Origin of the sequence: Silanimonas sp., from assembly GCF_027531545.1 — a bacterium.
In the GTDB taxonomy this organism is placed as follows: domain Bacteria; phylum Pseudomonadota; class Gammaproteobacteria; order Xanthomonadales; family Xanthomonadaceae; genus Silanimonas.
Genome location: NZ_JAPZSC010000006.1, coordinates 402,495 through 416,125, shown reverse-complemented (window position 1 = coordinate 416,125; position 13,631 = coordinate 402,495). Strand labels below are relative to the sequence as shown.

Here is a 13,631-nt window from a genome sequence, read left to right as displayed (position 1 = left end):
GAATCCGCGGCATGTCCCATGCCCTGCCTCTGTACTGCGCCGATGCCGTGCGTGCCATTGAGCGGGCGGCCTTCGCACGCGGCGTCGACGCCCTCGGGCTGATGACGCAGGCCGGCGAAGCCGCTGCCGTACTGCTGCGCGAGCGCTGGCCGCAGGTGCGGCGGGTCGGCGTGCTGTGCGGGACGGGCAACAACGGTGGCGATGGCTATGTCGCGGCATTGGCCCTGCACCGTGCTGGGCTTCAGGTCGATGTGGTAGCCAGTGGTGAACCGCGCACGCCCGAAGCCCGGGCCGCCGCGGCCCGGTGGCTCGCGGCCGGGCACGACGTGCGTGCCTTGGCGTCTGGCGTTCCCGAGGCCGACGTGTGGATCGACGCCTTGTTCGGCATTGGGCTCTCCCGCGCCCCCGAAGCGCCCGTGGCCGGCCTGATGCAGGCGGTGGCCGCGCAGCGACGTCCGGTGCTGGCGCTGGATGTGCCCTCGGGCATCGATGCCGACCGCGGCAGCGCGCCTGGCGCGTTCCTTCCCGCCGCGATGACCCTGTGCTTCGTCGCCGCGAAACGCGGCCTGTTCACCGCCCTGGGCCGCGAGGCTGCGGGCGAGGTGCGCGTCGAGTCGCTCGGCCTTGATGTGGAAGCGCTGGCTGCTGCCGCCTCGGTCGGACCGCCGTCCGCTTGGGCGGTCCGAGCGTCGGCCCTGGCCGATGCGCTCCCGGTGCGGCGCCTCGACAGCCATAAAGGCCATCACGGGCGGGTGCTCTGCCTGGGCGGCGACCACGGCATGGCCGGAGCCCTCGTGCTCTGCGCGGAAGCCGCCGCGCGCGGCGGTGCTGGCTGGGTGGAGGCCCTCTCGCGCCCGGAGACGGTGTTTGCGCTGAATGTCCGTCGGCCGGAAGTGATGGTTGGCGTTGTACCCGCGAAGGACGCCCTCGCTTCGCGACTCGCCGCTGCCGACGTGGTCGCGGTGGGCCCTGGTCTGGGGCAGGGCGAGTGGCGACGCAGCCTGTTCGAGGCGGCGATGGCCTCGGGGCGTCCGCTCGTGCTGGATGCCGATGCCCTGAACCTGCTGGCCGAGGCGCCGCGCGCGGTGCCCGGCGCCGTGCTGACGCCCCATCCCGGCGAGGCGGCGCGTCTGCTGGGATGCCGTACCGAAGAGGTGCAGGCGGATCGTTTCGCCGCGCTGGATGCGCTGGTCGCGCGCTTCGGGGCGGCGGTGGTGCTCAAGGGGGCCGGCACGCTGGTAGGGGCGCCCGGCGAGACCCCGCGCCTGATCGATGCCGGCCATCCCGGCATGGCCTCCGCCGGCATGGGCGATGCGTTGACCGGGCTCGTCGCGGCGCTGCGGGCGCAGGGTCTGGCGGCCTTCGACGCGGCGTGGGTCGGTGCCTTGGCCCATTCGGCCGCTGCCGATGCCGTGGGCCGCGGCCGTGGCCTGCTCGCCAGCGACGTCATCGGGGCCTTCGGTCCGGTGTTGAACCCATGAGTGCGCCCTTTCTTCCAGACGCCGAGGCCACGGAGGCCTTGGGTGCCCGTCTCGCCGCCACCCGGCCCGCACGGGCCGTGATCCACCTGCAGGGCGACCTCGGGGCGGGTAAATCCACGCTGGCGCGGGCGTTGCTGCGTGCGCTGGGGGTGACAGGCACGATCCGCAGCCCGACCTACACGCTGATCGAGCGCTACGCGCTTCAGGACGGCGAGGCGGCGCACCTCGACCTGTATCGCCTCGGCGATGCGGCCGAGCTGGATTTCCTCGGCCTCGACGAGCTGCAGGACGCCGCCGCGTTGTGGCTGGTGGAGTGGCCGGAGCGGGGTGGCACGGCGCTACCGGCGCCGGATCTGGTGATCCGACTCGCCCTCGAGGCGGCGGGTCGGCGCGCGGTCCTCGAGCCCTCGAGCGACGTCGGCCGGGACTGGATCCAGCGGCTCGACGCCGCCGCTGGCAGGGCCGCGACCGGGATTTTCGCCCCCACTTAGGGTCGGTTCATCAGGAAGATTCGCAGGAACAGGCTGCAGGCTACGGATTGCAAAGGAAAAAGTGCTTGCATTGCGCCGGGGCCGGTGCTTGAATCGCGCTCATGCCCCGCGCCTCCGCCCTCAACCTGACCCGCTGGTTGCATTTGGCCGTCCTGGTCGCGGGCTTGGCGTACGCCGCGTTTGCCCACGCCGAGGTCCAGCTGGGGCAGCTGCGTCTCAGCGCTGGAGAGGAAAGCACCCGCGCCGAGCTGCAGCTCGATGCCGCCCCGGGCGATTACCGTCTTTTCAGCCTCGCCAATCCGGACCGGCTCGTGCTCGATCTGCCGGGCGCGGCCCTGGCCGACGGGTTCCGTCCCCCGGCGCCGAACGGCCGAGTGATCGGCGTCCGCACGGGCTCGCCGGAAGCCGGGAAGCTCCGCATCGTCTTCGACCTCGCCGGGGCGGTGCGTCCGCGAACCCGCGTCGAGGGCAGTGGCCGGGCCTCGCGCCTCGTGCTTGAAATGTTCCGCGACGAGGCAGCCATGGCGGCGAATACCGCGCCCGCGGCCACGCCGGCGGCGAATGCTGCGGCATCGTCCTCGACGCCAGCGCCAGCGCCAGCGCCGGTGTCCGGTGCGCGCGAGTTGCTGATCGCCATCGATGCTGGCCACGGCGGCCGCGATCCCGGCGCCATCGGCGGCGGCGGCACCTACGAGAAGACCGTCACGCTGAAGGTGGCGCGCGAGCTCGCCGCGGAGATCGACCGCCATCCCGGCATGCGCGCGCTCCTGATCCGCGACAGCGACGTGTTCATCCCGCTCGGTGACCGCTACCAGAAGGCGCGCGATGCGCAGGCGGACCTGTTCATCTCGATCCACGCCGATGCCGCGCAGAGCCGCCAGGCGAACGGCGCGTCGGTCTTCGTGCTCTCGACCCGCGGCGCCTCGAGCGAAGCGGCGCGGTTCCTCGCCGACCGCGAGAACAATGCGGATCTCGTCGGCGGCGTGAGCCTCGAAGACAAGGACCGCAGCCTCGCCGCGGTGCTGCTCGATCTCTCGCAGAGCGCCACGATGCGCGTCTCCGACGAGGCCGCGAACCACGTGCTCGATGAACTGCGCAGCGTCGGCAAGACGCACAAGCCGCAGGTCGAACGCGCCAATTTCTGGGTGCTGCGCTCGCCCGACGTCCCCTCCATGTTGGTGGAGACGGGTTTCATCACCAATGCCGCCGACGAGCGCAAGCTCAACGATGCGGGTTTCCGTCGTCGCCTCGCCGAAGTGGTCGCGCGTGGCGTCGGTGACTACTTCGGTTCGCAGCCGCCGCCGGGCACGTGGTTCGCCGCGAACCCGTCGCGTGGCAGCCGCCAGCACGTCGTTGCCCGCGGCGAAACGCTGGGCCTTATCGCTGCGAGGCACGGCATCTCGCTGAGCCAGCTGCGCAACGCCAACGACAAGCGCGATGACGTCGTGCGCGTGGGCGAGCGCCTGCGCATCCCCGCCGCGCCGGAGTAATCCGCACGCGCGGCGCGGCGTGCCCGCCCGGTATCATCGTGGCCTGTCCCCGTGCGATGCCGGCATGCCGATCCAGCTGCTTCCCGAAGTCCTGATCAACCAGATCGCCGCCGGCGAAGTCGTCGAGCGGCCGGCTTCGGTTGTGAAGGAACTGGTCGAGAACGCCTTGGATGCCGGTGCGCAGCGCATCGAGATCGACCTCGAGGAGGGCGGTGCGCGGCTGATCCGCATCCGCGACGACGGCGTCGGCATGGCGCCGGCCGAACTGCCGATGGCAGTCTCGCGGCACGCCACCAGCAAGATCGCCAGTCTCGACGACCTCGAAGCCGTGGCGACCCTCGGCTTCCGCGGCGAAGCGCTGCCTTCGATCGCCTCGGTGAGCCGGTTCTCGCTGGCCTCGCGGACGTCCACGCAGGAGCGCGGCGCGAAGCTCGATGTCGACGGTGGGCGGCTCGGCGAGGTCATCCCGCATCCGCATGCGCAAGGCACGACGGTCGAGGCGCGCGACCTGTTCTTCAACGTGCCTGCGCGACGCAAGTTCCTGAAAGCCGAACGCACGGAGCTCGGCCACGTCGAGGACTGGCTGCGACAACTCGCACTCGCGCGTCCCACCATCGAACTCAAGCTCAACCACAACGGACGGCTGCTGCGGCATTACCGCCCCAACGGCGGCGACGCACCGAAGCGCTTGGCCGAAGCGCTGGGCCCGGAGTTCCACGAGCGCGCGCTCGGCCTCGACCACGCCCAGGCCGGGCTTCGCCTGCATGGCTGGATCGGCCTGCCCACGGCCTCGCGCAGCAGCGCCGATCAGCAGTTCTTCTACGTCAACGGCCGCGCCGTGCGCGATCGCATCGTCGCGCACGCCGTGAGGCAGGCTTATGCCGACGTGCTCTACCACGGCCGGCATCCGAGCTTCGTGCTGTTCCTCGAGCTCGATCCGCGCCGCGTCGACGTCAACGTCCATCCCGCCAAGCACGAGGTGCGTTTTCGCGACGGCCGGCTGGTCCACGACTTCATCTTCCGCACGCTGCACGAAGCGCTGGCCGAGGCCCGACCCGCCGACGGCGCGGGCGCACCGTCGAGCCCGGTGGGCCCCACGCCCAGCCCCACGCCCAGCCCCGTGGCCGGACTGCCGCAATGGGCGCCGGCCGACCAGTCGCGGCTCGGCCTGTCGGTGGGCGACACGATGGCGGCCTACCGCACGCTGTATGCCGCGTCGGGCGGTTTCGAGGCCAGCACATCCGGCATGCCGGCCTCGATGGCGTCGATGCCGTTCCCCGGCGGCGGCGCCGTGCATCAGTTGCCGGCGGCCGAGGCGCGCGCGGGAATCGACGACACCGTGGCCCCGCCGCTCGGCTTCGCGCTCGCGCAGCTGCACGGTGTCTACGTGCTGGCGCAGAACGCGCAGGGCCTGGTACTGGTCGACATGCATGCCGCCCACGAGCGGATCACTTACGAGCGCATGAAGGCCGCCTTCGCGGCGCAGGACCTGCGCGCGCAGCCGCTGCTGGTGCCCGAGGCCCTCGCGGTCAGCGAGCGCGAAGCGGACGCTGCCGAGCAGCACGCGGTGCTGCTGTCGTCGCTGGGTTTCGAGGTGCGCCGCACCGGGCCGCAGTCTCTGTCGCTGCGCAGCGTGCCGGCGCTGCTGGCCGACCTCGACGCCAAGCCCCTCCTGCTCGATGCCCTGGCGGAGCTGCGCGAACACGGCAACACGCGCAAGGTGGAAGAGGCCGTCCACGGGCTGATGGGGGGCTGGGCGTGCCGCAGTTCCGTGCGTGCCAACCGCCGGCTGACGGTGCCGGAAATGAACGCTCTGTTGCGCGACATGGAGGCGACGGAACGCGCGGCACAGTGCAACCATGGTCGCCCGACCTACGTACAGTTGGAGCTCGCGGAACTGGATCGACTGTTCCTCCGCGGCCGATGAAGGAGTCCCGCATGCTTCGCAACGCCTCTTCCCGAAACGACTCGCTGTGGCGCGTCGGCCTTCCCACCCTGCTTGCCGCCCTGCTTGCCGTGGGCTGCAGCGGCGATTCCGGTCCGTCGCAGGCGGAGATCGACGCCCAGGCGAAGCGCGAGGCTGCCGCCGTCGCGGCGGCGGCGGTCCACGCCCGCGGCGTCAACGAGGTGCGCGAGACGCGCCTCGCGAACCTGCAGAAGCCGGACGGTTGGCTGTCACTCGTCGGCCTGCACTGGCTGAAGCCCGGCAACAGCTACGTCGGCAGCGGCGCCACCAAGGGCGTGCGCCTCGCCGCCGGGCCCGAAGAGGTCGGCATGATCCGGCTCGATCGCGATGGCACGGTCATGTTCCGCGCCACCCGCGGGGCGGGCGTCATGTACGACGGCCAGCCTGCGGACGGCAGCACGCGCCGGCTCGTCACGGATGCGGATGGCGGCACGCCGACGGTCGTCGGCTTCAACCAGGGCGATGCCAGCTTCATCGTCATCAAGCGCGGCGAGAACTTCGGGCTGCGCGTCCGCGATGCCTTGGCGCCGACGCGCACGCGCTTCCCCGGCCTCGACTATTTCGACATCGATGCGGCCTTCCGCTTCGACGCGCGTTTCGAAGCCCATCCGCCGGGCCAGACGATCTCCATCGTCAACGTCCTGGGCATCGAAGAAGCGATGGCCAACCCGGGCGTCGTGGTGTTCCAGAAGGACGGCGTCGAGTACCGGCTGGAGGCGGTGGACGAAGGTGATGGGCGGCTGTTCCTGATCTTCGCCGACCGCACCAGCGGGCACGAAAGCTACGCCGCGTCGCGCTTCCTGTATGCGGAGCAGCCGGCCGACGGCGGAACGACCGTGGTCGACTTCAACCGCGCCTACAACCCGCCCTGTGCATTCACCGAGTTCTCCACCTGCCCGATGCCGCCGCCGTCGAACCGGCTCGACCTCCGCATCGAAGCCGGCGAGAAGAAGCCGCTTCCCTTGCTGGCGTCGCCCTGAGCATGGCGAATCGCGGCGGTTGGAGGGCGTTCGCGTTCGCCGCAGCGGTGGCGATGGCGTCGAGCGCGACAGCCGCCGCGGACAGCGCGCCCCCGCGGCCGCTGCTCTGGAAGGCCAGCGATGGCGACAACGTGGTTTACCTGCTGGGCACCTTCCACCTGCTGGAAGCCACGGATTACCCGCTCGATCCGATGGTGTACGCCGCGCTCGATGACGCGGAGCAGGTGTTTTTCGAGCTTTCGCCGGAAGCCCTGGCCGACCCGAGCCTCGGGCTGAAGTTCGCGCAATCGGGCATCCGTGCGGACGGCCGGACCCTGCAGCAGACGATGGATGCCCCGACCTGGGCGGCGACCGTGCAACTGGCATCGGAGGCCGGACTGCCGCTCGACGCCCTGCAGCGGATGGAGCCGTGGTTCGCCGCGCTCACGCTCACCATGGCCGAGATGACGGCTGCCGGCCTCGATCCGGCGCTGGGGCTCGACAAGCACCTCGCCCAACGCGCCACCCGCGACGGCAAGCGCACGGCGGGGCTGGAGACGCCCGCAGACCAGATTCGCCTTTTCGATGGCATGAAGTACGGCGTGCAGGTCGCGCAGCTCCGCGACGTGGTCGAGCGCTCCGACGAGATCCGCAGCGAGACCGAGTGGCTGCACCGGCAGTGGCGCGAGGGTGACGTGGACGCGCTGTATTGGGGCATGGCCGCGGCAATGAAGGCGCGAGACCCGGCGCTTTACGAGCGCATCAACACCCAGCGCAATGCAGCGTGGGTGTCACGCGTTAAGGCCCTGCTGGACGCGCCCGGCGAGGACGATGCGCTGGTCGCGGTCGGCACGCTGCACCTGCTCGGTGCGGAAGGCCTGGTGCAGCAGCTGGCCGCCGCGGGCTACACCGTCGAGCGGCTGTAGCGCGACGGCGGCGGGGCGGCGACGAGGTCGATGCAGTCGACCGGGCAGGGCGGGATGCAGAGTTCGCAGCCGGTGCACAGGTCTTCCACGACCACGTGCAGGAACTTCGGGGCACCGATGATCGCGTCGACCGGGCAGGCGGCGATGCACTTGAAGCAGCCGATGCATTCGTCCTCGCGGATGCGCGCCACCTGCGGGGGCTTTTCCACGCCGTGTTCGGCGGACAGCGGCTTCGCTTCGCGGCCGAGCAGCGTGGCCAGCGCGCGGATGCCCGCTTCGCCGCCCGGCGGGCACTGGTTGATGTCGGCCTCGCCCTTGGCGATGGCTTCGGCATAGGGCCGGCAGCCGGGGAACTGGCATTGCCCGCATTGCGTCTGCGGCAGCACGGCGTTGATCTGCTCGACGAGGGGATCGCCCTCGACCTCGAAGCGTTTCGCCGCCCAGCCGAGCAAGGCGCCGAGGGCGGCGCAGAGCGCGACCAACGCCAGCAAGGGAAGCCACAGGTCGGCCACGGCGCGGCCTAGCGATCCATGCCGGTGAAGCCGGCGAAGGCCAGGGCCATCAGGCCGGCCGTCACCAGCGCGATCGGCGCGCCCTTGAACGCCGCCGGCACCTCGGCCGATTCCAGGCGCTCGCGCAGGGCGGCGAACAGCACCAACACGAGGCCGAAGCCCACGGCCGCACCGAAGCCGAACAGCACCGATTCCAGCAGCGAATGCTTCGCCTGCACGTTGAGCAGGGCGACGCCGAGCACGGCGCAATTGGTCGTGATCAGCGGCAGGTAGATGCCGAGCACCTGGTAGAGCCTCGGGCTCTGCCGGTGCAGCAGCAGCTCGGTGAACTGCACGGTGGCGGCGATGACGAGGATGAAGGCGGGCGTGCGCAGATCGCCGATGCCCAGCGGATCCAGCAGCCAGTGCTGCAGCGCCCAGGAGAGCCCGGCGGCGAGCGTCAGCACGAAGCCCGTCGCCAGCGCCATGCCGACGGCGGCATCGAGCTGCCTCGACACGCCCATGAACGGGCACAGGCCGAGGAACTTCACCAGCACGAAGTTGTTGACCAGCACCGCGCCGACGAGGATCAGCAGGGCATCGGTCATGGCCGCTTAGCGCACCGGCATGCCGGGCAGGGCGCCGCTGTCCGCGTCGAGCAGGGCCAGCGCGCCACCGTCGAAGCCGGCCGAGAGGATCATTCCTTCGCTCAGGCCAAACCGCATCTTGCGCGGTGCCAGGTTGGCGATGAATACGACGCTGCGGCCGACGAGTTTCTCCGGCTCGCCGTAGCTGGCGCGGATGCCCGAGAAGATCTGCCGCTCGCCGAGCTCACCGGCATCCAGCTTGAAGCGCAGCAGCTTGTCGGAGCCATCAACGAAGCCGCACTCCAGCACCTTGCCGATGCGCAGGTCGAGCTTGGCGAAGTCCTCGATGCCGATGAAGGCAGGGGCACCGGCTTCCGACGGCGCTGCGGCGGCCGGCTTGGCGGCGTCAGTCTTCGGCGTCGCGGGCTTGGCGGCCTTTTCGGTGGGTGCAGCGGCGGCCTTCGCGGCTTCCGCGGCGGCGGCGAGGGAATCCTTGGAGGCGTCGATCATGGTGTCGATCTGCTTTTGTTCGATGCGGGTGAAGAGTTCGACGAAGGGTTCGATACGGTCGATTGGTCGATGGATGTCTTCCCAAAGCGGCATGCGTTCGAGTCCGAACTGCCGAAGCGCCTTGGCACACAGCTGCGGGCAGATGGGATAGAGGCAGATCGCCATTCGGTAGAACGCGCGAAGGATTTCTGAGGTGACGGAATGGAGGTGCTTGTGCTTCGCAGAGTCCTTCGCAAGGAGCCAAGGCTTCTGCTCGTCCCAGAAGCGATTCCAGTCGTCGGCATTCGCCATGACGGCCTTAACTGCCATGGCGGCGTTGTCTTGCATGTATTTCTCGCGGACGAAGGCAGCGTCCAATCTGGCCTGCTGATCAAGCATCAGCGTATCGCCGGATTTCATTGCCTCCTCCGGATAAAGCCTCCCTTCGAAGAAACGCGTCACGAACCCCGAGGCACGGCTGGCGATGTTGACGAACTTGCCGACGAGGTCGGAGTTCACCCGCGCCATGAAGTCGGGCAGGTTGAGGTCGAGGTCGGTGACACCGCCCGAGCTCTTCAGCGCGTAGTAGTAGCGCAGCGCTTCCGGCGGCAGGCCGGCCTCGAGGTAGGTGCGGGCCTGGATGAAGGTGCCGCGCGACTTGCTCATCTTGTCGCCGTTCACCGTCAGGTAGCCGTTGACGTGCAGGCGCGTCGGCGTGCGGTGGCCCGAGCCGTGCAGCACCGCCGGCCAGAACAGGCCGTGGAAGTTGACGATGTCCTTGCCGAGGAAGTGGTGAAGTTCCGTTTCGCCCTTGGCGTTGCGCGCGGCGTCGAGGAAGGCGCCGAAGTCGAGGCCGTTGGCCTCGCACAGGGCCTTGAAGCTCGACAGATAGCCGATGGGCGCATCCAGCCAGACGTAGAAGTACTTGCCCGGAGCGCCGGGAATCTCGAAGCCGAAGTAGGGCGCGTCGCGCGAGATGTCCCAGGCGCGTAGGCCGGACTCGACCCACTCCATCAGCTTGGCGCGCACGCCCGGATGGGCGACGTCGCCGGCCAGCCAGTCGCGCAGGAAGGCCTCGAAGCGGCCCAACTCGAAGAAGTGGTGCTCGCTCTCACGCAGTTCCGGCGTGGCGCCGGAAACGACCGAGCGCGGGTTCTTCAGCTCGGTGGGCGAGTAGGTCGCGCCACAGTTCTCGCAGTTGTCGCCGTACTGGTCGGCCGTGCCGCAGTTCGGGCATTCGCCCTTGATGTAGCGGTCGGGCAGGAACATCTCGCGGACCGGGTCGAACAACTGCTGGATCGGCCGTGCGCCGATGTGGCCGTTCGCCTTCAGCGCGAGGTAGATCGCCTCGGTCAGCGCGCGGTTGCCGGCGCTGTTGGTCGAATCGTAGTGGTCGAAGCCGACGAGGAAATCGGCGAAGTCGCGCTCGTGGCGGGCTTGAACACCGGCGACGAAGGCCTCGGGGGTGGTGCCGGCCTTCTCGGCGGCCAGCATGATCGGCGTGCCGTGGGTGTCGTCGGCGCAGACGAAATGCGTGGTGCCGCCGGCCATGCGCCGGGCCCGCACCCAGACATCGGCCTGGATGTAGCCGACCAGGTGGCCGAGGTGGATCTCGCCGTTGGCGTATGGCAGGGCGGTGGTGACGAGGGCAGGCGCGGGACGCGCCGCGGAGGCAGCGGAGGTGGTCATCGGCATCGCGGTGAAGGCAGGCGGCGATTATCGCAGATGCCTGCCGCCGGGGCCGGTGGGCCCCGCAAAAACGAAGCCCGGCGCGAGGCCGGGCTTCGGGTGAAACGTGGAGCGTTGGATCAGAAGCGGTACTGCACGCTGAGGGCGTAGCGACGGCCCAGCGGGTCGGCACCCAGGTAGTACTCGAAGAACGGGTAGCCGGTGGCGCCGTTGTCGAAGCGGTACTGGTTGTTGGTGACGTTCACGACGGTGAAGATCGCCGTGATGTCATCGCCGAAGCGCTTCGCGACCGTCATGTTGTAGAGCATGTAGGGCTTGAGGCGACGCGGATAGAAGCCACCCGCCGCGTTGGTGCCATCGACGCCGTTGAAGCTCGACACCGTGCCGAAGCGCGTGCCGAAGACCGTCGTGGTCCAGTCGTCGTAAGTCCAGCTGGCCGAACCGCGGAGGCGGCTGCGGGACTCGATGCTCGGCACGTCACGCGTATCGACCAGCGGGTCGCTGGCGAACTGCTTGGACTTGTCGGTCAGCTTGATGGACCAGCCGAGTTCGAAGTCGAAGGAGCCGGCGCTCGCCGTGTCGAAGTCGTAGCTCATGCTCGCATCGACACCGCTGGTGTCCAGCAGGGCCGAGTTGATGTAGGCCGAGTTGATGCGGGTGATGGCGGCGTTGGACTGGCCACCCTGGCGGCTGACGAGGCCCAGAACGTTCTGGCAGAAGGCCGAGTCGATGGCGTTCGGGAACGGCGAGCCGTCGCGGCGCACGCCCAGGCGGCAGTCGGCCTCGTTCTGCAGCAGGAAGCCAGAGGTCAGCTGCAGCGACTGGTCTTCCAGCTTGATGCGGTAGTAGTCGGCGGTGAGGCTGAGGCCTTCGGCGATGTCCCACACGAAGCCGGCCGTCAGCGACGTGCCTTCTTCTTCCTTCAGAAGCGGGTTGCCGGCGATCGTCGTCTGCGTGGTGTACGCGGTCGGATCACCCACCGCGGCCTGGCATTGGGCCAGCGTGCGAGGGCCGAGGCCCTGGGCGACGCCGGTGCCTGAACGGCAGGCGTACTCGTCGCGGATACCCGAGAACGATGCCGCACCTTCCGCATAGACGAGCTGCATGTCCGGCGCGCGGAAGCTGGTGGCGTAGGACGCACGCAGCAGCACGTCCTCGATCGGACGGAACTCCAAGCCGGCCTGGTACGTCACGGCGTCATCGACTTCCGTGATGTCGTCGTACTTGTCGTAGCGCGCGGCGAGGTTGGCCGTCAGGGTGCTGAGGACCGGCAGGCGGATCTCACCGCCGATGGCGACGCGATCGCGGTCACCGACCGTACGGCCCGAGCTGACGAGGTTGTAGACGGTCTGCGCATCGCGCGGACGCAGCGGGTTGGTGCGCGCATCGCTGCGCAGGTCCACCGTCTGGCGGGCGTACTCGAGGACGCTCGCGAAACCGGCGTTGCCGCCCGGCAGCTCGAACAGGTCGCCCGAGAGCGAGAAGTTCGCCTGGCTGGCCGTGGTCTCGCCCTCGTTGATCACGCGGGTCGAGAACGAGCGGTACACCTCGGGCGTGATCGGCTGGTTCCAGCGGGCGAGATTCAGGCGGCGGATCTGGTAGCGCAGACCGTTCGACGCCAGCTGGAAGCCTTCGACCGGGCCGAGGAAGTAGTCGGTGATGCCCTGGGCCAGCAGGCGCGGACGGTCCTGCTCGTAGTCGTAACGGCCGTACGAGGCCGAGGCCTCCCAGTCGAAGCGGTCGGCGAGGGTGCCGCGTGCGCCGAGCAGCACGTCGTAAGTCTGTTCGTCGAACTTGGTGCTGGCCGCTTCCTCACCGCCGAGCTCGAACGGATTCAGGATGCGCTGCAGGAAGGTGAAGCTGTTGAACTGCGGGTCGAAGTAGCCGTTGACCTGGCGATCGTCCTGCGTGCGGATGAAGGCGTTGCCCGAGGTGGCCCAGAACTCCGTGCCGTTGCTAGCGATCGCTTCCTGCTTGTAGACGCTGATGCCGCCGAACAGCTCGAGGTTGTCCCCGGCGTCGAAGGTCGTGTAGACGCGGGCGGCGTAGCTGTCTTCCTTGTTCGAGATCGAACGTGAAGACGGCGCGGTGAAGCCACCGCAGTACTGGCCGCGGGCAGCCGTGTTCACCGTGGTGTAGCCGAAGCGGTCGCAGACTTCCTGACCCGGGTAGTAGACGCTGCGGCCGATGCCGGCGTTGGCCGGGTTGAAGGCCAGCGTGGCGAGGGCCAGGCCCGGGTTCGTCAGCGCGGGGCCGAGCGGGCCGTTGCGCGTGTCGGAGAGGATATCGCGCTGACGCGCGAAGACCGGCTCCGAGTGGGTGTACTGGGCGCCGAAGATGGTGCTCCAGCGATCCGAGGTGAAGCCGCCCACGTACTCGGCGACGAACGAGTCACCACCGCCCTCGGCGGTCGTGCCGATCTGGCCGCGGACGCTCTGGCCGTCATAGGAATTGCGCAGGACGATGTTGACCACGCCGGCCACGGCGTCGGAGCCGTAAATGGCCGAGGCGCCGCCGGTGAGCACTTCGATGCGCTCGATCATCGCCGTCGGGATGGCGCGGACGTTCACCACGTTGTTGTCGCGGTTGTACGGCTGCGGGTACTGGGCGGGGCGACGGCCGTTGATCAGCGTCAGCGTGTAGCCCGGGCCGAGGGCGCGCAGGTTGACGACCTGGGCGTTCGGCGTGAAGCCAGCGGTCGCGAGGTCACCGGTGAACGATGCCGTGGTGTTCTGGGTCAGGGTGTCCAGCACGTCGGCGACGGTGCTGAAGCCTTCGCGCTCGAAGTCCTCGCGCGTGATCACCGTGACCGGCGCCGGACCTTCGATCTCCGCGCGCTTGATGCGGGAGCCGACGACCTGGACGGCTTCGAGTTCTTTCGCCTCTTCGTCTTCGTCCTGCTGGTTGGTGCTGGTCTGGTTCTGCGCCAGGGCCGGAACGGCCAGGGCCATGGCAAGCGCGGCGATGGTGGCCTGGGCCAGCGGCGAACGCTTGAATCGGATTGCCTTCTGCATCTCGGGAATCTCCCCACACATGGAAGAATTGCTGGAATCAGCCGTCGC

At 69.3% G+C, this 13,631-nt stretch carries 10 protein-coding genes; 6 read left to right on the top strand and 4 right to left on the bottom strand.

Going from position 1 to position 13,631, the window contains the following annotated elements:
- Window positions 1-11 precede the first annotated feature (11 nt).
- The 6 genes from O9280_RS06180 to O9280_RS06155 all read left to right on the top strand — a co-directional run bounded on the left by O9280_RS06180 (window position 12) and on the right by O9280_RS06155 (window position 7,313).
- Window positions 12-1,481 (top strand): NAD(P)H-hydrate dehydratase, encoded by a 1,470-nt coding sequence (locus tag O9280_RS06180; RefSeq protein ID WP_298340237.1) that lies wholly within the window; start codon window positions 12-14, stop codon window positions 1,479-1,481.
- The gene (tsaE, locus tag O9280_RS06175) at window positions 1,478-1,972 is read left to right on the top strand and encodes a tRNA (adenosine(37)-N6)-threonylcarbamoyltransferase complex ATPase subunit type 1 TsaE (RefSeq protein WP_298340234.1); all 495 of its coding nucleotides are present in this window, start codon (window positions 1,478-1,480) and stop codon (window positions 1,970-1,972) included. Before O9280_RS06180 ends, tsaE begins: the two co-directional genes overlap by 4 nt.
- 101 nt (window positions 1,973-2,073) lie before the next feature.
- Window positions 2,074-3,462: an N-acetylmuramoyl-L-alanine amidase gene (locus tag O9280_RS06170; RefSeq protein ID WP_298340231.1), complete on the top strand. Its 1,389-nt coding sequence runs from the start codon at window positions 2,074-2,076 to the stop codon at window positions 3,460-3,462.
- Window positions 3,463-3,526: 64 nt separating this feature from the next.
- Window positions 3,527-5,389, top strand: coding sequence for a DNA mismatch repair endonuclease MutL (gene mutL, locus O9280_RS06165; RefSeq protein WP_298340228.1), 1,863 nt, complete (start codon window positions 3,527-3,529; stop codon window positions 5,387-5,389).
- Window positions 5,390-5,400: 11 nt separating this feature from the next.
- Window positions 5,401-6,408, top strand: coding sequence for a DUF1684 domain-containing protein (locus O9280_RS06160; protein ID WP_298340224.1), 1,008 nt, complete (start codon window positions 5,401-5,403; stop codon window positions 6,406-6,408).
- Window positions 6,409-6,410: 2 nt separating this feature from the next.
- Complete coding sequence (locus O9280_RS06155) at window positions 6,411-7,313, top strand: TraB/GumN family protein (protein ID WP_298340221.1); 903 nt, start codon at window positions 6,411-6,413, stop codon at window positions 7,311-7,313.
- On the opposite strand, the gene rsxB is transcribed toward O9280_RS06155, so the two are convergent.
- The 4 genes from rsxB to O9280_RS06135 all read right to left on the bottom strand — a co-directional run bounded on the left by rsxB (window position 7,292) and on the right by O9280_RS06135 (window position 13,583).
- Window positions 7,292-7,825, bottom strand: coding sequence for an electron transport complex subunit RsxB (gene rsxB / locus O9280_RS06150; protein ID WP_298340218.1), 534 nt, complete (start codon window positions 7,823-7,825; stop codon window positions 7,292-7,294). The genes O9280_RS06155 and rsxB overlap by 22 nt on opposite strands.
- An 8-nt stretch (window positions 7,826-7,833) precedes the next feature.
- Window positions 7,834-8,412 carry an electron transport complex subunit RsxA gene (rsxA, locus tag O9280_RS06145; protein ID WP_298340215.1) on the bottom strand — a complete coding sequence of 193 codons (579 nt, stop codon included), beginning with the start codon at window positions 8,410-8,412 and terminating at the stop codon, window positions 7,834-7,836.
- Between the two features lie 6 nt (window positions 8,413-8,418).
- Window positions 8,419-10,569 carry a methionine--tRNA ligase gene (gene metG / locus O9280_RS06140; RefSeq protein ID WP_298340213.1) on the bottom strand — a complete coding sequence of 717 codons (2,151 nt, stop codon included), beginning with the start codon at window positions 10,567-10,569 and terminating at the stop codon, window positions 8,419-8,421.
- 119 nt (window positions 10,570-10,688) lie between these two features.
- A complete protein-coding gene (locus O9280_RS06135; protein WP_298340211.1) occupies window positions 10,689-13,583 on the bottom strand; it encodes a TonB-dependent receptor in 2,895 nt (964 codons plus the stop codon).
- Between the last annotated feature and the right edge of the window lie 48 nt (window positions 13,584-13,631).